The following is a 24646-nucleotide window of genomic DNA, read 5'->3' as shown; positions in this document are numbered from 1 at the left end:
ATAGACCTCCCTTCCTTTAATACTATTTATCTAGAACTTGCCCAGATTTTTTTGCCACACGAACTTTTTTGCCATCTTCCACTTTGTATCCTACGCGAGTCACTTCACCTGTTTTAGGATCGAGCGGCATAACGTTTGATACATGAATTGGCGCCTCTTGATTAGAAATACCGCCTTGAGGGTTAGCTTGAGTTGGTTTAGAGTGTTTCTTTACCATGTTAACACCTTCAACTAAAACGCGGTCCTTTTTAGGGAAAGCAGCAAGGATTGTTCCTTGTTTACCTTTATCTTTACCAGAGATAACCATAACTTTATCGCCTTTTTTTACATGCATCCTGATCGCACCTCCTTGAGTAAGGCATTTATTTCATTAGATAACTTCTGGAGCTAGAGAAACAATTTTCATAAAGTTGTTTTCACGCAATTCACGAGCAACTGGTCCGAAGATACGAGTTCCACGCGGGCTCTTGTCGTCACGGATGATAACACATGCATTCTCATCGAAGCTGATGTATGAACCGTCACTTCTGCGCGCTCCACTTTTAGTGCGAACGATAACAGCTTTTACGACTTCACCTTTTTTGACAACGCCTCCTGGTGTTGCTTGTTTAACCGTGCAAACAATTACATCACCAATATTAGCTGTTTTACGACCAGAACCACCAAGAACTTTAATAGTAAGTACTTCACGTGCGCCAGAGTTGTCAGCTACTTTTAAACGAGTCTCTTGTTGAATCATTTTTTGTTACCTCCCTTCGGAAAGAAGAATTCCGAACTTTATTAGATAATAACAGCTTCTTCGACAACTTCAACTAGACGGAAACGTTTAGTTGCAGACAATGGACGAGTTTCCATGATCTTTACGATGTCACCGATTTTCGCTTGATTATTTTCATCATGTGCTTTGAATTTCTTTGAGTATTTTACGCGTTTACCGTAAAGTGAATGTTTCTTGTATGTTTCAACAACAACAGTGATGGTTTTATCCATTTTGTCAGAAACAACACGGCCTTGGTAAACTTTGCGTTGGTTACGTTCGCTCATGCTCACGACCTCCCCTCAGTGATTATTTATTAGCAGCAATTTCTCTTTCACGAATCACAGTTTTCATGCGCGCGATAGCTTTGCGCACTTCACGAATGCGAGCAGTATTTTCAAGTTGTCCTGTCGCTAATTGAAAGCGAAGATTGAAAAGTTCTTCTTTAAGAGACTTTACTTTTTGTTCAATTTCAGCAGTGGTAAGGTCACGAATTTCATTAGCTTTCATTTGATTCACCACCAATTTCTTCACGTTTTACGAACTTCGTTTTAATTGGCAATTTGTGAGATGCAAGACGAAGCGCTTCACGAGCAACCTCTTCAGACACACCAGAAATTTCAAATAAAACTTTGCCCGGTTTTACAACAGCTACCCAACCTTCTGGAGCCCCTTTACCGGATCCCATACGTACCTCTAGTGGTTTAGCAGTGTAAGGTTTAGAAGGGAAAATTTTGATCCAAACTTTACCGCCACGTTTCATGTAACGAGTCATCGCAATACGGGCAGCTTCGATTTGACGGTTAGTGATCCAAGAAGCTTCTAAAGCTTGGATACCGAACTCACCGAAATGTACTTCAGTACCGCCTTTCGCACGGCCACGCATTTTTCCGCGATGCTCTCTGCGATATTTAACGCGTTTAGGTAATAACATATTATTTTCCTCCTTCCTCAGTTTTCTTCTTAGTAGGAAGAACCTCTCCACGATAGATCCAGACTTTCACACCAAGCTTACCATAAGTAGTGTCAGCTTCAGATGTTGCATAGTCAATGTCCGCACGTAATGTGTGCAATGGAACAGTTCCTTCACTGTAGTATTCAGAACGAGCGATATCTGCACCGCCAAGACGACCAGAAACCATTGTTTTCACACCTTGTGCTCCAGCACGCATTGTGCGTTGGATTTGTTGCTTCTGCGCACGGCGGAAAGATACACGGTTTTCTAATTGACGAGCGATGTTGTCAGCAACTAGCTGTGCATCAAGATCTGCTCTTTTGATTTCAAGAATATTAATGTGTACACGCTTGCCAGTTAGGCTGTTAAGGGCTTTACGAAGTGCTTCAACTTCAGAACCGCCTTTACCGATAACCATACCAGGCTTAGCTGTGTGGATCGTAATGTTAACACGATTTGCTGCGCGTTCGATTTCAACTTTAGAAACAGAAGCGTCAGAAAGTCGTTTGCTAATGTATTCACGAATTCTTAAATCTTCGTGCAGGAAGTCAGCGTAATCTTTACCAGCGTACCACTTAGATTCCCAATCACGAATGACTCCGATACGAAGACCGACTGGATTTACCTTTTGACCCACTACTTATCCCTCCTTCTTTTCTGATACAACGATTGTAATGTGGCTCGTACGTTTGTTGATTTGGCTCGCACGTCCCATAGCACGTGGGCGGAATCTTTTTAACGTAGGGCCTTCGTCAACGAATGCTTGAGTAATAACCAGGCTATTAACGTCCATTTCGTAGTTATGCTCAGCATTTGCAATAGCGGATTTTAATACTTTCTCGATAATTGGAGAAGCAGCTCTCGGTGTTAGGTTCAAGATTGACACTGCTTCACCTACTTGCTTGCCTCGAATCAGGTCCATTACTAGACGTGCTTTACGAGGAGCAATACGGACTGTTCTTGCAACAGCTTTAGCTTGCATTTAAAAGCCTCCTCTCTTAGCGTCTTGTTTTTTTGTCATCACTAGCATGACCTTTGTACGTACGAGTTGGAGCGAATTCACCCAACTTGTGCCCTACCATATCTTCAGAGATGAATACAGGCACGTGTTTACGTCCGTCATAGACTGCGATTGTGTGACCAATAAACTGTGGGAAAATAGTAGAACGACGAGACCAAGTTTTAACGACTTGTTTCTTGTCAGTTTCATTTAATTTCTCGATTTTTGTCATCAAGTGTCCATCGACAAATGGTCCTTTTTTCAAGCTGCGAGCCATTTTGGAACCTCCCTTCGTGATTGCACTACGGTCCGATATGAACCGTAGACAACCCCGTTATTTATTTTTACGACGACGTACGATAAATTTATCAGATTTGTTCTTTTTCTTACGTGTCTTGAATCCAAGAGTTGGTTTGCCCCATGGAGACATTGGTGATTTACGTCCGATTGGCGCACGTCCTTCACCACCACCGTGTGGGTGATCGTTAGGGTTCATTACAGAACCACGAACTGTTGGACGGATGCCTTTCCAGCGAGAACGTCCAGCTTTACCAATGTTGATAAGTTCATGCTGTTCGTTACCTACTTGACCGATAGAAGCACGGCAAGCAGAAAGAATCATGCGAACTTCTCCAGAGTTAAGACGTACAAGAACGTATTTGCCTTCTTTACCAAGGACCTGAGCAGATGTACCAGCTGAACGTACAAGCTGTCCGCCTTTACCAGGTTTTAATTCAATGTTATGCACAACTGTACCAACAGGGATGTTGATAAGTGGTAATGCATTACCTACTTTGATGTCAGCTTCTGGACCTGACATGATTTCAGTACCCACTTGAATTCCTTTAGGAGCAAGAATGTAACGTTTTTCTCCGTCTGCATAGTTGACTAGAGCGATGTTAGCTGAACGGTTTGGATCGTATTCAACTGTAGCAACGCGTCCAGGTATACCATCTTTATCGCGTTTAAAATCGATAACACGGTATTGGCGTTTATGTCCGCCACCTTGGTGACGTACAGTCAATTTACCTTGGTTGTTACGTCCGCCTTTTTTGTGAAGGGGAGCAAGCAAGGATTTTTCCGGCTTGTCAGTCGTGATTTCAGCAAAATCTGAAGTTGTCATGCCACGACGTCCATTAGAGGTCGGTTTATACTTTTTAATCGCCATTTTGAATTTCCCTCCTTCTTTTTACAGATAATTAAGCTTCAAAAATTTCGATTTCTTTGCTGTCTGCAGTAAGTTTCACGATCGCTTTTCTGCGACGGCTAGTCATACCAGTGTAGCGTCCGACACGTTTTGATTTACCTTTGTAGTTCATGATGTTGACTTTGTCAACTTTCACACCAAAGATGCTTTCAACCGCGTCTTTCACTTCTGTTTTGTTAGCTCTTACATCAACTTCAAAAGTATATTTCTTTTCAGCCATTAAATCAGCCGAACGTTCAGTAATGACGGGGCGCTTTAGAACATCACGAGGATCTTTCATTATGCAAGCACCTCCTCTACTTTTTCAACCGCTGCTTTTGTAATCAGAAGCTTCTCGTGGTTGACAACGTCTAAAACGTTGATTCCGTTCGCTTCAACTACAGTAACTCCAGGAATGTTGCGAGCAGATAAAGCTACTGCTTCGTTAGCATCCGCAGTTACGATTAAAGCTTTTTTCTCAACAGATAACCCTTTAAGGATAGCTGCCATTTCTTTTGTTTTAGCCGTATCAAGAGTAAGATCTTCAAGAACGATGATATTGTTGTCGTTCACTTTAGAAGACAATACTGATTTGATTGCCAAGCGGCGAACTTTTTTAGGTAATTTATAAGAATAGCAGCGTGGTGTTGGGCCGAATACGACACCACCTCCGCGCCATTGCGGTGAACGGATAGAACCTTGACGGGCACGTCCAGTACCTTTTTGACGCCATGGTTTACGACCTCCGCCGCGTACTTCAGAACGATTTTTTACTTTATGAGATCCTTGACGTAAGGAAGCTCTTTGCATAAGAATAGCGTCGAATACAACACTTTCATTTGGCTCAATTCCAAATACAGAAGCGTTTAATTCGATGTCACCAGCAGTAGAACCGTTTTGGTTGTATAATGCTACTTTTGGCATGATCAATTTCCTCCTTTCCTAAGAGAGTTATTTAGATTTAACAGCACTTTTAACAGTGATTAAAGATTTTTTCGGACCAGGTACGTTACCTTTGATCAAAAGAAGATTGCGTTCTGCATCAACTTTTACGACTTCAAGGTTTTGAACAGTGATTTGCTCTCCGCCCATACGTCCAGGTAATAATTTACCTTTGAATACACGGTTAGGATCTACAGGTCCCATTGAACCAGGACGACGGTGGTAGCGTGAACCGTGAGACATAGGTCCGCGAGATTGTCCGTGGCGCTTGATTGCACCTTGGAAACCTTTACCTTTAGATACTCCTGTTACATCTACAATTTCTCCAGCAGAGAAAATTTCAACCTTGACTTCCTGACCAACTTCATACGCATCCATTTCCACTCCGCGTAATTCTTTTACGAAGCGCTTAGGAGCAGTTTCCGCTTTTGCAACGTGTCCTTTTTCAGGTTTGTTAGAAAGCTTTTCACGCTTGTCGTCAAAACCAAGCTGGATTGCTTCGTAGCCATCGTTTTCAGCTGATTTCTTTTGAAGAACAACGTTCGGAGCAGCCTCAATAACAGTTACCGGAATAAGATCACCATTTTCAGCGAATACTTGCGTCATACCAATTTTTCTTCCTAAGATTCCTTTGGTCATTCGTCACACCTCCTATTAAGATCATTCTATATTTTAGAATTAAAGTTTAATTTCAATATCGACACCAGATGGTAAGTCTAATCGCATGAGTGCATCAACAGTTTGTGGTGTTGGGTTCACAATGTCGATTAAACGTTTATGTGTACGCATTTCAAATTGCTCACGAGAATCTTTGTATTTGTGCACCGCACGCAGGATTGTGTAAACTGATTTTTCAGTTGGCAACGGAATCGGACCAGATACGCTGGCACCAGAACGTTTTGCCGTTTCAACAATCTTCTCTGCAGATTGATCAAGGATTCTATGATCATATGCTTTCAAACGAATACGAATTTTTTGTTTTGCCATTATTTTCCCTCCTTTTCGCCTACTTCACGTTAGACAGTTCTCCGTGAGAAAAACCTGAACACCTTGCCATGGCAAAGCGGCCGGGTGTGTCAGCAACCTCTCACTTCATCGCAGTCAAAGACCAACATACACCATTATACAGAAAATAGACGTATGTTGCAAGACTTATTTAGAATATGCATGATTTGCACACTTTTAGTATTATACATGTGTTTTTCTTATTTATCAAGAAGCGAGTGAATAAGGGAATTTTCTTCTATTATAAGTGGTACACTGCGTGTTTACTCAGAGTATTGGCAAATAATGAAGGCTCCTCGATATGCGGCGTGTGGGCGGAGTTTTTAAAATAATGCCAGTGCTTTTCAGGAGCATCAACAAATCGATAATACTGTTTCGATATTTCAGCAGGAACGATCAAATCATGACTGCCTGAAATGAAGAAACACGGTACTTTAATAGAAGAAACTGATTTAAAAGCATTAAAACGATGTAAATCATCAGATAAATTCTTCGCACTGAAACGATGTCCCCTGATGAAACGAAAGATGTTTTTTAATCCATACTCATTGCCAGCAAGCAACTGACACAATACTGTAAGAATGTGTCGGCGATGATGAGTGAATCCTCCCCTGCTCAATTCAATGCAGACTCGAAAGATGAAATGATGAATCTTCTTATTCCAAGGTGGCGGGCCAAGTAAACCTAAGGTTAATGATAGAAAGCGATTTGTCTTGCATACAGAATGATAGGCCATTTTTTCTTCTAGCTTAGTATTAGTGACCTGACTGATTCCATAGTAAGCGTGAAAAAGATCCGGCCTCTCTTGCAGTACATGAAGAGCCAGCAGCGAACCCCAGGAGTGTCCTGCAAGGTACACTTTTGTTTTTGAAAAATGATCTAAGAGCCATTCAGTAACTTGAATCGTGTCTTTAATGATTTGACTGATTGTCATTGAACTTTGTGGAATTTGTTTAGTATAGGAAAGACCTGAACCCCTCTGGTCCCAATTTACAACTGTAAAGTGCTGTTCCAGTTCCCTTTGAAAGTTCCTGATAAATCCGATTTGGGATGCTCCGGGTCCACCATGTAAAAAAAGCAGCAATGGGTTCGATATATCATTTCCATTGATCATGAGCATTTGCTTCGTATTATCGATTCTCAGTTCTTTCATGAAAGAAATTGATGTGTTTTCACTCATAACCCATAGCTCCTCAAATAGGATAAACCTTTATTATAAAACAAAAAAAACGAGACCCAAAGGGCCTCGTTTTCAATATACTATTACTCAGTGATTGTAGAAACAACGCCTGAACCAACAGTACGTCCGCCTTCACGAATAGAGAAACGAGTTCCTTCTTCGATAGCGATTGTAGAGATAAGCTCAACGTTCATTTCAGTGTTATCTCCAGGCATAACCATTTCTACGCCTTCTGGAAGATGGATGATACCAGTTACGTCAGTTGTACGGAAGTAGAACTGAGGACGGTAGTTAGAGAAGAATGGAGTGTGACGTCCACCCTCTTCTTTAGAAAGAACGTAAACTTCAGCTTTGAATTTGCTGTGTGGAGTGATTGTACCTGGTTTAGCAAGTACTTGACCACGTTGGATATCTTCACGAGCTACACCACGAAGAAGGGCTCCAATGTTGTCTCCAGCTTCAGCGTAATCAAGAAGCTTACGGAACATTTCAACACCAGTAACAGTTGTTTTGCTGTTTTCTTCTTGAAGACCGATGATTTCAACTTCGTCACCGACTTTAACTTGTCCGCGTTCTACACGTCCAGTAGCAACTGTTCCACGACCAGTGATTGAGAATACGTCCTCAACTGGCATCATGAATGGTTTTTCAGTGTCACGTTCTGGAGTTGGGATGTACTCATCAACTGCATCCATAAGTTCGAAGATTTTAGCTTCGTACTCAGCATCTCCTTCAAGAGCTTTAAGAGCAGAACCTTTGATAACTGGTACATCATCACCAGGGAAGTCATATTCGCTAAGAAGATCGCGAACTTCCATTTCAACTAGTTCAAGAAGCTCTTCGTCGTCTACCATGTCGCATTTGTTTAAGAATACAACGATGTATGGTACACCAACGTTTTTAGAAAGAAGGATGTGCTCACGAGTTTGTGGCATTGGGCCATCAGCAGCAGATACTACTAGGATAGCTCCGTCCATTTGCGCAGCACCAGTGATCATGTTTTTAACATAGTCAGCGTGTCCTGGGCAGTCAACGTGTGCATAGTGACGAGTTTCAGTTTCATACTCAACGTGTGCAGTAGAGATTGTGATACCGCGCTCACGTTCTTCTGGTGCACCATCAATTTGATCGTACGCCATAGCTGTACCTTTACCAGATTTCTTATGAAGTACTGTTGTGATAGCAGCAGTTAAAGTTGTTTTACCATGGTCAACGTGTCCAATTGTGCCGATATTGGCATGTGATTTGGAACGGTCGAATTTTTCTTTAGCCATTCTAAAATCCTCCTTAAGAGCTTTTAATTAGTAATGTATAGAGTGATAGGAAGTGAAAGAAAGCTTTCACTTCCTCATCTTACAATAGTAGTTATACTTGAGTTAAGAGGCAAAATCAATTATTCGCCTTTATTTTTTTTGATAATTTCTTCAGCAATGCTCTTCGGCACTTCTTCGTAGTGATCCATGTGCATAGTGAACGTACCGCGACCTTGCGTGTTAGAACGAAGGGCAGTAGCGTAACCGAACATTTCAGCAAGAGGAACCATCGCACGAACAACTTGCGCGTTACCGCGAGCTTCCATACCTTCTACGCGTCCGCGACGAGAAGTAACATCACCCATGATGTCTCCCATGTATTCTTCAGGAATAACCACTTCTACTTTCATGATTGGTTCAAGAAGAACTGGGTTACATTTGCTGACTGCATTTTTCAATGCCATAGAAGCAGCAACTTTAAACGCCATTTCGTTTGAGTCAACATCATGGTAAGATCCATCAAAAAGTTTTGCTTTAATGTCGATAAGCGGGAATCCAGCTAATACACCATTTTCAAGTGAATCTTCTAGACCTGCTTGAACAGCTGGGATGTATTCACGAGGAACAACCCCACCGACAATCGCATTTTCGAATTCAAAGCCAGCGCCTTCTTCGTTTGGTTCGAATTCAATCCAAACGTGACCGAACTGACCGCGTCCACCAGACTGACGTACGAATTTACCTTCAACTTTTGCACCGGAACGGAATGTTTCACGGTACGCAACTTGAGGAGCACCAACGTTAGCTTCTACTTTGAATTCACGCTTCATACGATCAACAATGATATCAAGGTGAAGCTCACCCATACCAGAGATGATTGTCTGACCAGTTTCCGGGTTTGTTTGAGTACGGAAAGTTGGATCCTCTTCAGCAAGTTTTGCTAAAGCGATACCCATTTTATCTTGGTCAGCTTTTGATTTAGGCTCAATTGCAACGTCGATAACTGGTTCTGGGAATTCCATTGATTCAAGGATAACTAGATCCTTTTCATCACATAGAGTATCTCCAGTAGAAGTATCTTTTAGACCTACAGCAGCTGCGATATCTCCTGCATATACAGTAGAGATTTCTTCACGGCTGTTGGCGTGCATTTGAAGGATACGTCCAACACGCTCACGTTTGCCTTTAGTTGAGTTTTTCACGTATGAACCAGAATCAAGTGTTCCAGAGTACACACGGAAGAACGTCAGCTTACCAACGTAAGGGTCAGTCATAACTTTGAATGCTAGTGCAGAGAATGGCTCTTCATCAGAAGAGTGACGCTCAATCTCTTCATTTGTATCAGGACGTATACCTTTGATTGCAGCAACGTCTGTTGGTGCAGGAAGGTAGTCAAGAACAGCATCAAGTACTAATTGAACACCTTTGTTTTTGAAGGCAGAACCAACAAGAACAGGGTAGAATTCAACATTTAATGTACCTTTACGGATACCTGCTTTTAACTCGTCAATAGTGATTTCTTCACCCTCAAGGTATTTGTCCATAAGCTCTTCATCAAGCTCACATACAGCTTCAATGAGGCTGTTGCGAAGCTCTTCAGCTTGCTCTTTGTACTCTTCAGGGATTTCTTTCGCGTCAGAACGAGTTCCAAGGTCATCTTCGTAGAAATACGCAACGTTTTCTACTAGATCAATGATACCTTCGAAGTTGTCTTCAGCACCGATCGGCAATTGAATTGCATGAGCGTTAGCTTGAAGACGATCTCTTAAAGTTCCTACAGAGTAAAGGAAGTCTGCACCGATTTTGTCCATTTTGTTAACGAAAACGATACGCGGTACTCCGTAAGTTGTTGCTTGACGCCAAACAGTTTCTGTTTGAGGCTCAACGCCAGACTGTGCGTCAAGTACAGCAACAGCACCATCAAGTACACGAAGAGAACGTTCAACTTCAACTGTGAAGTCTACGTGTCCTGGAGTATCGATGATGTTTACGCGGTATCCTTTCCACTGTGCAGTTGTCGCAGCGGAAGTGATTGTGATACCACGCTCTTGTTCCTGCTCCATCCAGTCCATTTGTGAAGCTCCTTCATGAGTTTCACCAATTTTGTGGATACGACCAGTATAGAACAAGATACGTTCTGTAGTAGTCGTTTTACCGGCATCAATGTGAGCCATGATCCCGATATTACGAGTTTTGTCTAAGGAGAACTCTCTTGCCATTGGGTAATTTCTCCTTCCTTATTGGGAAATTGTGTTTTTTAGTATATAAATCCTACCAACGATAGTGAGCAAATGCTTTGTTTGCTTCAGCCATCTTATGAGTATCTTCACGTTTCTTAACAGCAGCACCAGTGTTGTTAGCTGCGTCAAGGATTTCGTTAGCTAAACGCTCTTCCATCGTTTTTTCTCCGCGAAGACGAGCGTAGTTAACTAACCAGCGAAGTCCAAGAGTAGTACGACGTTCAGGACGAACTTCTACAGGAACTTGGTAGTTCGCACCACCTACACGGCGTGCTTTTACTTCAAGTACAGGCATGATGTTTTTCAATGCTTGTTCGAAAACCTCCATTGCATCATTGCCAGTACGTTCTTTAATGATATCGAATGACTTGTATAGGATTGTTTGAGACTTACCTTTTTTACCGTCGATCATCATTTTGTTGATTAGACGAGATACAAGCTTAGAGTTGTAAATCGGATCAGGTAAAACGTCTCTTTTTGCTACAGGACCTTTACGTGGCATCTGAATATCCTCCCTTCTCAAATTATACGTTTATTCGTTTATTATTTTGCTTTAGGACGTTTCGTACCGTATTTAGAACGGCCTTGCGCACGGTTTTCAACTCCAGCAGTGTCAAGCGCACCACGAACGATGTGGTAACGTACCCCTGGTAAGTCTTTTACACGTCCGCCGCGGATAAGTACAACACTGTGCTCTTGCAGGTTGTGACCGATACCAGGAATGTAGGCAGTAACCTCAATTCCGTTAGTTAAACGAACACGAGCATATTTACGAAGTGCTGAGTTCGGTTTTTTCGGTGTCATTGTACCAACACGAGTACATACCCCGCGTTTTTGTGGAGAAGATACATTAGTGTGCTCTTTTTTAAAGCTGTTGTATCCTTTGTTAAGTGCAGGAGACTTTGAGTTTTCTACTTTACTCACGCGTCCTTTGCGAATTAGCTGATTAATTGTAGGCATGTTTTGTTCCTCCCTTCATTACGTTTTATAACCCACATACCCAGGTGGTTCATCAATAGGCAAAAAACAATGTCTTTACACAAGAATAAATCTCACGCAAAAACAAAAAGTACGTTATAACATAATGGCAACAGCTGCTGCTCCTACTTCAATTCCGCAGGCTTTGCCGAGCTTTTTCATGGATTCAACCATTGAGACAGCAATCCCTTGATCTTTCGCTAGTGTTATTACACTTGACGTAAGAATAGGATCTGCGTCTATTGCAACGACTACTTCCTTTACTGAACCTCGTTTTAGAGCTTTCACTGTTTGCTTCGTACCAATAATAATTGATTTGGCCTGTGATACTTTATCATAAGACATAAACATATCCTCCAAAGTAACAGGTTTATTCGAGCACCTTGGTTATATTATCATTCTAGGAGACGAATGTCAACAAGGTATGACATTTTTTAGTTTCTAACTTCTCATAGAGTGATTTTTTTATTTAAATATGACTGCTGAAAGACTGTTTTGCAGTCTTTCAGCAGCATAATATCAGTTATTCAACCGGAACCATGTCCTCAGTCGATTGAACATTTGAAACAGGTTTTGCTTTTCGGTATTTCATCATTCCAGTACCAGCCGGAACAAGCTTACCGATGATAACATTCTCTTTCAGGCCGAGAAGTTCATCACGCTTACCTTTGATCGCTGCGTCTGTAAGGACACGTGTTGTCTCCTGGAAGGAAGCAGCAGATAAGAATGAATCAGTTTCAAGAGAAGCTTTGGTAATACCGAGTAAGACAGGACGGCCTGTAGCTGGACGTTTGCCTTCCAGCAATACCTTTTTGTTCGCTTCAGTAAATTGGTGAATATCAAGTAATGAGCCAGGAAGCACATCAGTATCACCGGCATCAATCACACGTACTTTACGAAGCATTTGGCGAACCATTACTTCTACGTGTTTATCGCCGATTTCAACACCCTGCATACGGTAAACCTTTTGAACCTCATGAAGAAGATACTCTTGAACAGTAGTCAGGTCAGTCACTTTAAGAAGTTCTTTCGGATCGATTGAACCTTCTGTCAGCACTTGGCCGCGAGTAATTTTATCTCCTTCCGCTACTTTTAAGCGGGAGTTATATGGTGCCGTATAAGAGCGTGTTTCAACTGCGCCTTGAACCACAATTTCCTGCTGTTTGTCGCGAACTTCATTGATTTCAACGACTGTACCGTCGATTTCGGTAATTGTTGCCTGACCTTTTGGATTACGCGCTTCGAAAAGCTCTTGGATACGCGGAAGACCTTGTGTGATATCGTCTCCTGCAACCCCGCCTGTATGGAATGTACGCATTGTTAACTGTGTACCAGGCTCACCGATTGATTGGGCAGCGATGATGCCGACTGCTTCACCGACTTCTACATCGGTACCAGTCGCAAGGTTTCGGCCATAGCATCGTTTACATACACCATGAGGCGTATTACATGTGAAGGCAGAACGGATCCACACTTCTTCAATGCCGGCTTCTACGATTTCAATCGCTTTATCCTCATCAATCAGTTCGTTTTCGTTTACAAGCACTTCACCTGTTTCAGGATGTTTCACTTGTTTTCTTGCAAAACGGCCGATTAAGCGTTCTTCTAAGCGCTCAATGATTTCAGTGCCTTCTCTAAGCGGTTGAGCAAGGATGCCTCGGTCAGTTCCACAATCAGTTTCACGGATGATAACATCCTGTGCAACGTCAACAAGACGGCGTGTAAGGTAACCTGAGTCAGCAGTTTTAAGGGCGGTATCGGCAAGACCTTTACGCGCACCGTGAGTGGAGATAAAGTACTCCAATACTGTCAGACCTTCACGGAAACTAGATTTGATTGGTAACTCAATGATACGTCCAGCCGGGTTGGCCATCAGGCCGCGCATTCCGGCAAGCTGAGTAAAGTTAGACGCGTTACCACGGGCACCAGAGTCACTCATCATGTAGATCGGGTTGAGCTCATCAAGTGATTTCATCAGTTTGCCTTGGATAACATCTTTTGCAGAACTCCAGATAGAGATGACTCTCTCATAGCGTTCTTCTTCAGTGATCAGACCGCGGCGGAACTGCTTCATAACGTTATCAACTTTGCCTTGTGCTTCTTCAAGAATTTCTTGTTTATCATCGAGAACGACGATGTCAGAAACCCCAACTGTAATACCAGCTTTTGTTGAATATCTGAAACCTAGGTTTTTCATGCGGTCAAGCATTTTAGACGTTTCCGTAATGTGGAATCGTTTAAAGATTTCCGCGATGATTTTACCCAGAATACCTTTTTTAAACGGTGCATTGATTGGCTGCTGTGCGATGGCAGCTTTTACATCGGCACCTTTTTCTAAGAAGAAACGGTCAGGTGTTTTCTCTTCAATGTTGCTCTTCGTTGGTTCATTCATGTAAGGGAATGATTCTGGAAGAATTTCATTGAAGACCAGTTTACCGACAGTTGTAATTAACAATTTTGAGCGCTGCTCTTCGGTAAATGTCACGTTCTTAAGGGAGTTCGCTGCAACAGCGACTCTCGTATGAAGATGAACATATCCGTTTTGATAAGCAAGAAGCGCTTCATCCGTATTCTTGAAGACCATACCTTCACCGACAGCACCGGCACGCTCTAGAGTCAGGTAATAGTTACCCAGTACCATATCCTGAGACGGTGTTACAACCGGTTTACCATCTTTAGGGTTCAAGATGTTTTGAGCGGCAAGCATCAAGATGCGTGCTTCAGCTTGAGCTTCTGCAGATAATGGTACGTGAACCGCCATTTGGTCACCGTCAAAGTCAGCGTTATAAGCTGTACATACGAGCGGGTGAAGACGGATTGCGCGTCCTTCAACAAGTGTTGGTTCAAACGCTTGGATACCTAATCTGTGAAGCGTAGGGGCACGGTTCAGAAGTACCGGATGCTCCTTGATAACTGATTCTAGTACATCCCATACTTCAGGCTGTACGCGCTCAATTTTACGTTTCGCACTCTTAATGTTGTGAGCAAGACCCTTTTCAACAAGCTCTTTCATAACGAAAGGTTTGAAAAGTTCGAGCGCCATTTCCTTCGGTAATCCGCATTGGTACATTTTCAAATGAGGACCAACGACGATTACAGAACGTCCGGAGTAATCGACACGTTTACCAAGAAGGTTTTGACGGAAACGTCCTTGCTTCCCTTTCAGCATATGAGAAAGAGATTTTAATGGTCTGTTACCAGGACCTGTTACAGGGCGTCCGCGACGGCCGTTGTCAATTAAAGCATCGACAGCCTCTTGAAGCATACGCTTTTCGTTTTGAACGATAATGCTAGGCGCACCAAGGTCTAAAAGGCGTTTCAAACGATTGTTACGGTTGATGACACGACGATAAAGGTCGTTCAAATCAGAAGTCGCAAAACGTCCGCCATCAAGCTGAACCATCGGTCTGAGCTCAGGAGGAATAACAGGAAGCACATCTAGGATCATCCAAGAAGGCTTGTTTCCTGAGTTACGGAAGGCTTCTAACACTTCAAGGCGTTTGATCGCACGAGTACGACGCTGTCCTTGAGATGTTTTCAGCTCTTCTTTTAACATATCAACTTCTTTTACAAGATCGATATCTTGAAGAAGTTTATGAATCGCTTCAGCACCCATAGATGCTTGGAACTTATTGCCGTACTTATCAAGATACGCACGGTATTCCTTTTCAGATAGAAGCTGTTTCTTTTCAAGCGGTGTATTTGCCGGATCAGTTACAACATAAGAAGCAAAGTAAATAACTTCTTCCAATGCACGAGGCGACATATCCAACACAAGACCCATACGGCTTGGAATACCTTTGAAATACCAAATGTGGGAAACTGGGGCAGCCAGTTCAATGTGCCCCATTCTCTCACGACGGACTTTAGCCCGTGTTACTTCAACTCCGCAGCGGTCACAAACTACGCCTTTATAACGAACTCGCTTGTACTTCCCGCAATGACATTCCCAGTCCTTAGTCGGTCCGAAAATGCGTTCGCAGAATAGACCGTCCTTTTCAGGTTTTAACGTACGATAGTTTATCGTTTCAGGCTTTTTCACTTCACCAAAAGACCATGAACGGATTTTATCCGGTGAAGCAAGACCGATGTTCATATACTCAAAATTGTTCACATCTAGCAAGGGGCCTACCTCCCTTTTTATCTTCGGATTAACCGATGTCACTTGCCTTTATAACTAGAGATTATTCTTTTGTTACTACATCGCGTTCAACGTCTGCAGATGCTGTTTCTTCCGGCTCTTCATCACCTGATAACGCCAGGCCGTCAGCTTGTTTTGCATCTTCTTCGTCTTCTAAATCTCTCATTTCTATTTCTTCTTCATCGCTAGAAAGGATTTTCACATCCATACCTAAACTTTGAAGTTCTTTAATTAATACTTTGAATGATTCCGGAACACCAGGTTCAGGAACGTTGTCGCCTTTAACAATGGCTTCGTATGTTTTCACACGTCCAACCACGTCATCAGACTTAACAGTCAGAATCTCTTGAAGAGTGTACGCTGCACCGTAAGCTTCAAGTGCCCAAACCTCCATCTCACCAAAACGCTGTCCGCCAAATTGAGCTTTACCGCCAAGAGGCTGCTGCGTAACAAGTGAGTAAGGACCTGTAGAGCGTGCATGAAGTTTATCGTCAACCATGTGAGCCAGTTTAATCATGTACATGATACCAACAGATACACGGTTATCAAACGGCTCTCCGGTACGTCCGTCGTAAAGAACAGTTTTAGCGTCACGAGACATTCCGGCTTCTTCAAGTGTTTCCCAAACATCCTCTTCACGCGCTCCGTCAAATACCGGTGACGCAATGTGGATGCCGAGGTAACGAGCGGCCATACCCATGTGAAGCTCTAATACCTGCCCGATGTTCATACGTGATGGTACGCCCAGCGGGTTAAGCATGATATCAATTGGTGTGCCGTCAGGAAGATAAGGCATATCTTCTTCAGGAAGAATCTTAGAGATAACACCTTTGTTACCGTGACGACCGGCCATTTTATCCCCTTCAGAAATTTTACGTTTCTGAACGATATATACGCGCACTAACTGGTTTACACCTGGAGGAAGTTCGTCTCCGTCCTCACGGTTGAAGACTTTAACATCGTGAATAATTCCGCCGCCGCCGTGAGGCACACGAAGAGAAGTATCACGAACCTCGCGGGCTTTTTCACCAAAGATGGCGTGAAGAAGGCGCTCTTCTGCAGTAAGTTCTGTTACACCCTTAGGCGTTACTTTACCAACAAGAAGATCTCCGTCTTTTACTTCTGCCCCGATACGGATAATTCCACGGTCATCAAGATTGCGAAGTGCATCTTCACCGACGTTTGGAATATCGCGAGTGATTTCTTCAGGCCCAAGTTTTGTATCACGTGCTTCTGATTCATATTCTTCAATGTGAATAGATGTATAAACATCATCTTTCACAAGACGTTCACTCATGATGATGGCATCCTCATAGTTGTAGCCATCCCATGTCATAAAGCCGACCATTACGTTACGGCCAAGCGCAAGTTCACCAAGCTCCATAGAAGGACCGTCAGCAAGGATTTCTCCTTTTACCACTTCATCGCCGACACTTACGATCGGACGCTGGTTGTAGCAAGTACCTTGGTTAGAGCGGACAAATTTCAGCAAGCTGTATTTATCCAGATTTCCTTTTACTTTTTGACCGTCTACATCTTCATAACGGCGAACCCAAACGTTTTTCGCTTCTACACGTTCAACGATACCAGGGTGTTTACAAATAACAGCGGCACCAGAGTCTTTACCTGATACGTATTCCATACCAGTTCCTACAAATGGCGCTTCCGGCTGCATCAAAGGCACAGCCTGACGCTGCATGTTCGCTCCCATTAGGGCACGGTTCGAGTCATCGTTTTCTAGGAACGGGATACATGCTGTCGCAGCAGATACTACCTGCTTAGGCGATACATCCATGTAATCAACACGGTTTCTAGGAACAACGGTATTCTCTCCGCGGAAACGGGCTACAATGCTGTCATCCACAAACGCACCTTCGTCATCGAGTCGTGCATTTGCCTGAGCGACAACGTAGTTATCTTCTTCATCAGCAGTTAAGTAATCGATTCTTGGCGTCACTTTTCCTGTTTCAGGATCAACGCGACGATATGGCGTTTCAATAAAGCCAAAACGGTTTACTTTTGCATATGATGATAGTGAGTTGATCAAACCGATGTTCGGTCCCTCAGGCGTTTCAATCGGACACATACGGCCATAGTGGGAGTAGTGAACGTCACGCACTTCCATTCCGGCACGCTCACGTGTCAATCCGCCCGGTCCAAGAGCCGACAGACGGCGCTTATGTGTTAATTCAGCAAGCGGGTTCGTCTGGTCCATGAATTGAGAAAGCTGAGAGCTTCCAAAGAACTCTTTAATGGACGCAATAACAGGACGAATATTGATCAGCTGCTGAGGTGTAATTGTATTCGTATCTTGAATTGACATTCTCTCACGAACCACACGCTCCATACGGCTTAAACCGATACGGAATTGGTTCTGGAGAAGTTCACCTACAGAACGTAAACGGCGGTTTCCAAGATGGTCAATATCATCTGTGTCGCCTACTCCGTGCAGCAAGTTGAAGAAGTAGCTGATAGAAGAAATAATATCAGCAGGTGTAATGTTTTTAATCTCTTCTTCAACGTAAGCATTGCCGATGACATTAATAACCTGTTCTCCTTCTTGATCAGTAGGAGCAAAGATTTTAATGGATTGAAGCGTTACTTCGTCCTCAACAACACCGCCGTTCGGATACAGCTTTCTGAAGCCGATTCCGTTTTCTAAGTATGGCAGTACTTTATCAAGTGTTCTTCTATCAAGAATCTGACCTTTTTCAGCCAGGATTTCTCCTGTTTCAGGATCAACAAGCGTTTCAGCAAGTCTCTGATTAAAGAGGCGATTTTTAATATGAAGCTTTTTATTAATTTTATAGCGTCCTACATTGGCAAGATCGTATCGTTTCGGATCAAAGAAACGAGAATCAAGCAAGCTCTTCGCATTTTCCACTGTAGGCGGCTCTCCAGGACGGAGGCGCTCGTAGATTTCAAGCAGCGCTTTATCGCTGTTTTCTGTGTTATCTTTATCAAGCGTATTTCGCAGGTATTCGTTTTCCCCTACGAGATCAAGAATCTCTTGATCGGAGCCGAAGCCGAGAGCACGCAAAAGAACCGTAACCGGCAACTTACGTGTGCGATCAATGCGTACATAAACAACATCTTTCGCATCAGTTTCGTATTCTAACCATGCGCCACGGTTTGGAATGACAGTTGCGGTAAAACCTTTTTTACCGTTTTTGTCTACTTTACCACTGAAATATACACTTGGAGACCGAACAAGCTGGGAAACGATAACGCGTTCCGCACCGTTTATGATAAAAGTACCTGTATCTGTCATTATAGGGAAATCACCCATGAAGACATCTTGGTCTTTTACCTCTCCAGTTTCTTTGTTAATTAAACGAACCTTCACTCTTAGCGGAGCTGAGTAAGTCACATCACGTTCTTTTGATTCCTCTACTGGATATTTAGGCTCCCCTAAACTGTAATCAATGAACTCAAGAGAGAGGTTACCAGTGAAATCCTCAATTGGCGATATGTCTTGAAACATCTCTCTAAGACCCTCATCAAGAAACCACTGATAAGAAGAGGTTTGAATTTCAATGAGATTTGGTAATTCTAACACTTCGCTAATGCGAGCATAGCTTCTGCGCTGGCGGTGTCGTCCATACTGAACTAGTTGACCTGTCAACTGATTCACCCCTCAAATCATGCGTATTATATGTGTAATAAGCATCTCTTTCAAAGAAAGAAAACACTTTTACAAGACAAAAGAAAAAAGGGTTTCTAATTAAGAAAACCACATCCAAAAACAAATACCGATTTTATTAGCATTTCCATACTTGTATAATTTATACATAGATATTGACATTTCATCATATCAATCTAAATATATACATTGGCATTTTATAATATTAACATAGCCAAAATACCGAGTCAAACTTTTTTTGCTTTTATGATATAATAGCCTTTCTTTTTTTGAACGACAGAAACTTCTTCGAACAGTTCCTCAAGCTTTTCAATGGCAGAAGGCGCACCTTGTTTTTTCTGTATGACGATCCACAATTCACCTGAAGCTTTTAAGTGTTCAGCGCTTTTCTCAAAGATAGCATGGACAACTTTTTTTCCGGCTCGGATTGGGGGATTTGTAAGAATAGAAGCAAATGTTTGAGCAGAGTCTACGTTTGAAAACAAATCGCTTTGGTAAATCTCAACGTTTGTTATCCCGTTTTGTTCTGCATTTTCATTTGATAACTCTACGGCTCTTTCATTAACATCAATCATGTGGATGGTCCGGTCTTTAAAGTCACTAGCCAGCGATAATCCAATCGGGCCATAGCCGCAGCCTACATCTAAAAAGCTGCCCTTAACTTCAGGCTCTTCAAAAGATTCGACCAGCAGGCGTGAGCCAAAATCGACTTCTTTTTTAGAAAAAACACCGCTGTCGCTGGTAAACGTAAATTCCTTGTTTCGAAGCCTAAAAGACCATGTTTGTTTGTTGCTTTTCACTGAAGGTTTTTCTGAATAATAGTGCTCACTCATTATTAGAACCTCCTTTTTTTCATTACTTAAAGAATGGCAAAGAAAAAGCCCGCCTCATAAAAGCGAGCTTCCCCTACAGGCAATTGAAGATTACTTAACTTCTACAGAAGCGCCAACTTCTTCAAGTTTAGCTTTAAGCTCTTCAGCTTCTTCTTTAGCAATACCTTCTTTAAGAGGTTTTGGAGTGTTGTCAACAAGTTCTTTAGCTTCTTTCAAGCCAAGACCAGTGATTTCACGTACAACTTTGATAACTTTGATTTTTTGTGAACCTGCACCAGCAAGGATAAGGTCGAATTCGCTTTGCTCTTCAGCAGCTCCGCCAGCAGCAGCTCCGCCAGCTACAGCTACAGGAGCAGCAGCAGTTACGCCAAATTCTTCTTCGATTGCTTTTACTAGGTCGTTCAATTCAAGTACAGTTGCTTCTTTAACGGAAGCAATGATTTCTTCGATATTTAAAGCCATTTGTAATTCCTCCATTTTGTTTTGATTTTTAAAAACTGATTAGATTAAGCGCCTTGTTCTTCCTTTTGATCTGCCACAGCTTTTGCAGCAAGAGCAAGGTTACGAACTGGAGCTTGAAGTACGCTAAGCAACATAGAAAGCAAGCCTTCGCGTGATGGAAGTTCAGCAAGAGCTTTCACTTCTTCAACAGTAGAAACTTTACCTTCGATAACGCCAGCTTTGATTTCAAGAGCTTCATGCTGTTTAGCAAACTCGTTAATAACTTTAGCTGGAGCGACAACATCCTCAGTACTGAATGCAATTGCATTCGGTCCAGTTAAGACATCATTCAAACCATCAAGTTCAGCTTGTTCAACCGCACGGCGAGTCATTGTGTTTTTGTAAACTTTGAACTCAACGTTAGCTTCACGAAGCTGTTTACGAAGTTCTGTTACTTCAGAAACGTTAAGTCCGCGGTAATCAACGATGATCGTTGATTTGCTTTCTTTTAATTTAGAAGTAATTTCTTCAACAACAACTTTTTTTGTTTCAATTGCGCTGCTCATGGTTACACCTCCTGTAGATTCTTGTGTAACACTTATACCGTCAGGTGATCACGACTGAGAAACGGATTCCATATAAAAAGCCTCCATGAGACATGGAGGCTGTATATACAAGCATACGTAACGTAATAGCTGTGATAATATACACCTCGGTAGGATATTAAGCTGTTAAGCCCCTACTGTCTACGGTATAAATGATATATTATATTTTACAACATTTTGAATCATATCAGAATGTTGATGTCATGTCAAATATTATTTTACGTTGAAAGTTGAAGCGTCTACTTTGACACCAGGTCCCATAGTAGAAGTTACAGCAACGTTTTTCACGTAAACACCTTTTGCTGCAGCAGGTTTTGCTTTCAGGATTGTATCATACATTGTTGTAAAGTTCTCAACAAGTTTTTCATCCTCGAAAGAAACTTTACCGATAGGAACATGGATATTTCCAGCTTTATCTACGCGGTATTCAACTTTACCAGCTTTGATTTCGCCGATTGCTTTTTCAACTTCGAAAGTAACTGTACCAGTTTTAGGGTTTGGCATTAAACCTTTTGGTCCAAGCACACGACCGATTTTACCAACTTCACCCATCATGTCAGGTGTAGCTACGATTACATCGAAATCGAACCAGCCTTGTTGAATTTTGTTGATGTAGTCAGTATCTCCAACGTAATCTGCACCAGCAGCTTCAGCTTCTTTCGCTTTTTCGCCTTTTGCGAAAACGAGAACGCGCTGAGTTTTACCAGTTCCGTTTGGAAGCACAACTGCTCCGCGGATTTGCTGGTCGTTTTTACGAGGGTCAACCCCTAGACGGAATGCAACTTCAACTGTAGCGTCGAATTTAGCTGTGTTTGTTTTTTTAACGAGAGCTACTGCTTCAGAAACATCGTAAGCTTTCGCACGATCTACAAGCTTAGCAGCTTCTGCGTACTTTTTACCTTTTTTAGCCATTTTAAAATTTCCTCCTTATGTGGTTATAGCGGAATAACCTCCCACGAATAAGGGTTGCGAACTTGTGAAAACTCGCAACCCGACAAGAAACAAATTAATCCTCGATTACAATACCCATACTGCGTGCAGTACCTTCAACCATGCGCATTGCCGCTTCAACGTCTGCTGCGTTTAAGTCAGGCATTTTCGTTTCAGCGATTTCGCGTACTTTATCGCGCTTAACGGTTGCCACTTTATTACGGTTTGGTTCACCAGAACCAGACTCAATTCCAGCTGCTTTTTTAAGCAATACTGCAGCAGGTGGAGTTTTTGTAATAAATGTAAATGAACGGTCTTCGTAAACCGAAATTTCAACAGGAATGATTAAACCAGCTTGGTCAGCTGTACGAGCGTTAAACTCCTTACAGAATCCCATGATATTAACACCGGCTTGACCTAGTGCAGGTCCAACTGGCGGCGCTGGGTTAGCTTTTCCAGCAGGAATTTGCAATTTTACAACTTTTACTACTTTTTTAGCCACGAGACACACCTCCTTAAGTCCGTGATGTGGTAATAGGGTAAACCCTCCCACTCAAGGTTTCATTCTTTATATGAATGATGAAATATCAAGCTAGCTGCCTTGGATAAGTCCAAGACGTACCTTTGCTATATTATCATTTATATATAGCAATTTCAAGTTTTTTCACATTACAATTTGTCGATCTGGGTAAATTCCAGCTCAACCGGCGTTTCACGGCCGAACATATTAACGAAAACTTTAACCTTGCTTTTATCGTAGTCAATCTCTTCAATTGATCCAGTAAAGTTGGCAAAAGGTCCGTCTATCACTTTCACTGTCTCTTTTAATTCAAAGTCAATGTCAGTTTTGCGTTCGTCCATACCCATTCTCTTCAGAATGGTTTCTGCTTCGCCAGGAAGAAGCGCCGTCGGTTTTGAACCAGAGCCGGCAGAACCTACGAATCCAGTAACACCAGGTGTGTTGCGGACAACATACCAAGAATCATCCGTCATGACGATTTCAACAAGGACATAGCCAGGGAATACTTTCTTTTTGACGACTTTTTTCTTGCCGTTTTTGATATCCGTCTCTTCTTCTTCAGGTACGACTACACGAAAAATCTTATCCTGCATCCCCATTGATTCAACACGTTTTTCCAAGTTGGCTTTTACTTTGTTCTCATAACCAGAGTACGTGTGAACAACATACCAATTCTTTTCCATTCTCTTCAGGACTGTCCAGTCCTTCCCTCCCCGCATTTGGTTTTAGTGTACTACCATAACGCTTCATGCAAAAAATAGGCGGTAAGCCTATGATAACTTTCATTTTTAACCCACAATAAAAAACCCGCTGAACGGGTTTTGGCAAGTGATATTATGATCTATTATAGCACGTATTGCTGATCATTATTCAACTATTAAACGAATTAATTGAGAAATTCCTGTGTCAAGGAGGGCAAAAAAGATAATAAAAAAGATAACTGTTGAAATAACCGTGATGGTATAGCGAGTTAACTCTTTTCCTTTAGGCCAGCTTACCTTTTTCATTTCTTTCCCAACATCTTTAAAGAATCTCATAATACGCATGTAAAAGACCTCCACAATTTAAAAGCGCAAACACTATTTTGTTTCAAGATGAGCTGTATGTGAATTGCAAGTACTGCAGTATTTCTTTACTTCTAATCGCTCAGCCGCTGATGCAGAGCTCTTCATTGTCGTATAATTACGGTTTCCGCATGTCTTGCATGCTAACGTAATCTTTTTTCTCATGTCATTACACCTTTTTCTAAATAGACATTAGTTCTTATCTTAAGTAACATATCATAGTCGGAAAAATACTGTCAATATACCATAAATACCTATTACAAACTGATCTCACGAATTTCCAGGTACTTCTCCAGCTTGCGTTTCACTCGCTGAAGAGCGTTATCGATCGATTTCACATGGCGGTTCAGCTCATCTGAAATCTCTTGATAGCTTCTTCCGTCTAGATATAATACAAGTACTTTTCTCTCTAAATCACTTAAAAGTTCTCCCATTTTCATTTCTATATCATCAAATTCTTCCTGATTGATAATCATTTCTTCTGGGTTTAATGTTTTCGCTCCCGAAATAACATCAAGCAGCGTTCGGTCTGATTCTTCATCAAAAATCGGTTTATCTAATGAGACGTAGGAATTCAAAGGAATGTGTTTCTGGCGAGTAGCTGTCTTTATTGCGGTAATAATTTGGCGGGTAATACATAATTCTGCGAAAGCTTTGAAAGAGGTAAGCTTGTCCTCTTTGAAGTCACGAATAGACTTATAGAGGCCTATCATTCCTTCCTGAACAATATCTTCTCTATCCGCACCTATTAAAAAATAGGATCTCGCTTTTGCACGAACAAAGTTTCGGTACTTCGTAATCAAGTAATCTAACGCATCACTGTCCCCAACATGAACCTTTTCAATGACCTGCTCGTCCTCCAACTGGCAAAACTGCTCTTTGTTGAATTTTCCCTTGTTGTTCTGTAGATTCACTCCGATCCCCCCGGCGCACGTAGATAGAAATATTATACATTATTGGACAAAAAAGCGTC

30 protein-coding genes and 1 other annotated feature are annotated in these 24646 nt (G+C 42.1%); all 30 genes read right to left on the bottom strand.

Features of this window, described 5'->3' with window-relative positions; genetic code table 11:
• Window positions 1-22 precede the first annotated feature (22 nt).
• Complete coding sequence (gene rplX / locus HC660_RS00780) at window positions 23-334, bottom strand: 50S ribosomal protein L24 (protein ID WP_003156486.1); 312 nt, start codon at window positions 332-334, stop codon at window positions 23-25.
• A 36-nt stretch (window positions 335-370) separates the two neighbouring features.
• Window positions 371-739: a 50S ribosomal protein L14 gene (gene rplN / locus HC660_RS00775; RefSeq protein WP_003225805.1), complete on the bottom strand. Its 369-nt coding sequence runs from the start codon at window positions 737-739 to the stop codon at window positions 371-373.
• Window positions 740-780: 41 nt separating this feature from the next.
• Entirely contained in the window at window positions 781-1044 is a 264-nt protein-coding gene (gene rpsQ, locus HC660_RS00770) for a 30S ribosomal protein S17 (RefSeq protein ID WP_003178345.1), read from the bottom strand.
• A gap of 22 nt (window positions 1045-1066) precedes the next feature.
• Entirely contained in the window at window positions 1067-1267 is a 201-nt protein-coding gene (gene rpmC, locus HC660_RS00765; RefSeq protein WP_003156482.1) for a 50S ribosomal protein L29, read from the bottom strand.
• Window positions 1257-1691 (bottom strand): 50S ribosomal protein L16, encoded by a 435-nt coding sequence (rplP, locus tag HC660_RS00760; protein ID WP_003225801.1) that lies wholly within the window; start codon window positions 1689-1691, stop codon window positions 1257-1259. Before rplP ends, rpmC begins: the two co-directional genes overlap by 11 nt.
• A 1-nt stretch (window position 1692) precedes the next feature.
• Window positions 1693-2349 (bottom strand): 30S ribosomal protein S3, encoded by a 657-nt coding sequence (rpsC, locus tag HC660_RS00755; RefSeq protein WP_010332773.1) that lies wholly within the window; start codon window positions 2347-2349, stop codon window positions 1693-1695.
• 3 nt (window positions 2350-2352) lie between these two features.
• Window positions 2353-2694, bottom strand: a complete 342-nt coding sequence (gene rplV, locus HC660_RS00750) for a 50S ribosomal protein L22 (RefSeq protein WP_168746779.1) — start codon at window positions 2692-2694, stop codon at window positions 2353-2355.
• Window positions 2695-2710: 16 nt separating this feature from the next.
• A complete protein-coding gene (gene rpsS, locus HC660_RS00745) occupies window positions 2711-2989 on the bottom strand; it encodes a 30S ribosomal protein S19 (RefSeq protein ID WP_003156472.1) in 279 nt (92 codons plus the stop codon).
• A 57-nt stretch (window positions 2990-3046) separates the two neighbouring features.
• Entirely contained in the window at window positions 3047-3880 is an 834-nt protein-coding gene (gene rplB / locus HC660_RS00740; protein ID WP_010332771.1) for a 50S ribosomal protein L2, read from the bottom strand.
• Between the two features lie 31 nt (window positions 3881-3911).
• Window positions 3912-4199 carry a 50S ribosomal protein L23 gene (rplW, locus tag HC660_RS00735; RefSeq protein ID WP_003225793.1) on the bottom strand — a complete coding sequence of 96 codons (288 nt, stop codon included), beginning with the start codon at window positions 4197-4199 and terminating at the stop codon, window positions 3912-3914.
• Window positions 4199-4822 carry a 50S ribosomal protein L4 gene (gene rplD, locus HC660_RS00730; protein ID WP_168746778.1) on the bottom strand — a complete coding sequence of 208 codons (624 nt, stop codon included), beginning with the start codon at window positions 4820-4822 and terminating at the stop codon, window positions 4199-4201. Before rplD ends, rplW begins: the two co-directional genes overlap by 1 nt.
• A 27-nt stretch (window positions 4823-4849) precedes the next feature.
• A complete protein-coding gene (gene rplC, locus HC660_RS00725; protein ID WP_168746777.1) occupies window positions 4850-5479 on the bottom strand; it encodes a 50S ribosomal protein L3 in 630 nt (209 codons plus the stop codon).
• A gap of 39 nt (window positions 5480-5518) precedes the next feature.
• Window positions 5519-5827 carry a 30S ribosomal protein S10 gene (rpsJ, locus tag HC660_RS00720; protein ID WP_003156464.1) on the bottom strand — a complete coding sequence of 103 codons (309 nt, stop codon included), beginning with the start codon at window positions 5825-5827 and terminating at the stop codon, window positions 5519-5521.
• A gap of 259 nt (window positions 5828-6086) precedes the next feature.
• A complete protein-coding gene (locus tag HC660_RS00715) occupies window positions 6087-7025 on the bottom strand; it encodes an alpha/beta fold hydrolase (RefSeq protein ID WP_168746776.1) in 939 nt (312 codons plus the stop codon).
• Between the two features lie 83 nt (window positions 7026-7108).
• Entirely contained in the window at window positions 7109-8299 is a 1191-nt protein-coding gene (gene tuf / locus HC660_RS00710) for an elongation factor Tu (protein WP_010332768.1), read from the bottom strand.
• Between the two features lie 119 nt (window positions 8300-8418).
• Complete coding sequence (gene fusA / locus HC660_RS00705; RefSeq protein ID WP_010332767.1) at window positions 8419-10497, bottom strand: elongation factor G; 2079 nt, start codon at window positions 10495-10497, stop codon at window positions 8419-8421.
• A gap of 52 nt (window positions 10498-10549) precedes the next feature.
• Window positions 10550-11020 carry a 30S ribosomal protein S7 gene (gene rpsG, locus HC660_RS00700; protein ID WP_003225784.1) on the bottom strand — a complete coding sequence of 157 codons (471 nt, stop codon included), beginning with the start codon at window positions 11018-11020 and terminating at the stop codon, window positions 10550-10552.
• Window positions 11021-11061: 41 nt separating this feature from the next.
• Window positions 11062-11478, bottom strand: coding sequence for a 30S ribosomal protein S12 (rpsL, locus tag HC660_RS00695; RefSeq protein WP_003156445.1), 417 nt, complete (start codon window positions 11476-11478; stop codon window positions 11062-11064).
• 114 nt (window positions 11479-11592) lie between these two features.
• Window positions 11593-11841, bottom strand: a complete 249-nt coding sequence (locus HC660_RS00690) for a 50S ribosomal protein L7ae-like protein (protein ID WP_010332766.1) — start codon at window positions 11839-11841, stop codon at window positions 11593-11595.
• 178 nt (window positions 11842-12019) lie between these two features.
• Window positions 12020-15619, bottom strand: a complete 3600-nt coding sequence (gene rpoC, locus HC660_RS00685) for a DNA-directed RNA polymerase subunit beta' (RefSeq protein ID WP_010332765.1) — start codon at window positions 15617-15619, stop codon at window positions 12020-12022.
• A gap of 61 nt (window positions 15620-15680) precedes the next feature.
• The gene (rpoB, locus tag HC660_RS00680; protein WP_010332764.1) at window positions 15681-19262 is read right to left on the bottom strand and encodes a DNA-directed RNA polymerase subunit beta; all 3582 of its coding nucleotides are present in this window, start codon (window positions 19260-19262) and stop codon (window positions 15681-15683) included.
• A gap of 245 nt (window positions 19263-19507) precedes the next feature.
• Entirely contained in the window at window positions 19508-20113 is a 606-nt protein-coding gene (locus tag HC660_RS00675; RefSeq protein ID WP_244956479.1) for a class I SAM-dependent methyltransferase, read from the bottom strand.
• Window positions 20114-20203: 90 nt separating this feature from the next.
• Entirely contained in the window at window positions 20204-20575 is a 372-nt protein-coding gene (gene rplL / locus HC660_RS00670) for a 50S ribosomal protein L7/L12 (RefSeq protein ID WP_003156436.1), read from the bottom strand.
• A 44-nt stretch (window positions 20576-20619) separates the two neighbouring features.
• Window positions 20620-21120, bottom strand: coding sequence for a 50S ribosomal protein L10 (gene rplJ / locus HC660_RS00665; RefSeq protein ID WP_010332762.1), 501 nt, complete (start codon window positions 21118-21120; stop codon window positions 20620-20622).
• A 64-nt stretch (window positions 21121-21184) separates the two neighbouring features.
• Window positions 21185-21324, bottom strand: a sequence feature (ribosomal protein L10 leader region).
• A gap of 48 nt (window positions 21325-21372) precedes the next feature.
• On the bottom strand, window positions 21373-22071 hold the full coding sequence (gene rplA / locus HC660_RS00660; RefSeq protein WP_003225765.1) for a 50S ribosomal protein L1: 699 nt from the start codon (window positions 22069-22071) through the stop codon (window positions 21373-21375).
• A gap of 94 nt (window positions 22072-22165) precedes the next feature.
• Window positions 22166-22591, bottom strand: coding sequence for a 50S ribosomal protein L11 (gene rplK, locus HC660_RS00655; protein WP_003156430.1), 426 nt, complete (start codon window positions 22589-22591; stop codon window positions 22166-22168).
• A gap of 167 nt (window positions 22592-22758) precedes the next feature.
• Entirely contained in the window at window positions 22759-23292 is a 534-nt protein-coding gene (gene nusG, locus HC660_RS00650) for a transcription termination/antitermination protein NusG (RefSeq protein ID WP_010332761.1), read from the bottom strand.
• Window positions 23293-23475: 183 nt separating this feature from the next.
• A complete protein-coding gene (gene secE / locus HC660_RS00645; RefSeq protein ID WP_010327716.1) occupies window positions 23476-23655 on the bottom strand; it encodes a preprotein translocase subunit SecE in 180 nt (59 codons plus the stop codon).
• A gap of 33 nt (window positions 23656-23688) precedes the next feature.
• The gene (gene rpmG / locus HC660_RS00640) at window positions 23689-23838 is read right to left on the bottom strand and encodes a 50S ribosomal protein L33 (RefSeq protein ID WP_003156421.1); all 150 of its coding nucleotides are present in this window, start codon (window positions 23836-23838) and stop codon (window positions 23689-23691) included.
• Window positions 23839-23930: 92 nt separating this feature from the next.
• Window positions 23931-24587, bottom strand: a complete 657-nt coding sequence (sigH, locus tag HC660_RS00635; RefSeq protein WP_003225758.1) for an RNA polymerase sporulation sigma factor SigH — start codon at window positions 24585-24587, stop codon at window positions 23931-23933.
• Window positions 24588-24646: the final 59 nt, after the last annotated feature.

Source organism: Bacillus mojavensis (assembly GCF_012648005.1).
Classification (GTDB): domain Bacteria; phylum Bacillota; class Bacilli; order Bacillales; family Bacillaceae; genus Bacillus; species Bacillus mojavensis.
Note: the sequence above shows the minus strand (reverse complement) of the source record. Positions and strands in the feature narration are given on the sequence as shown.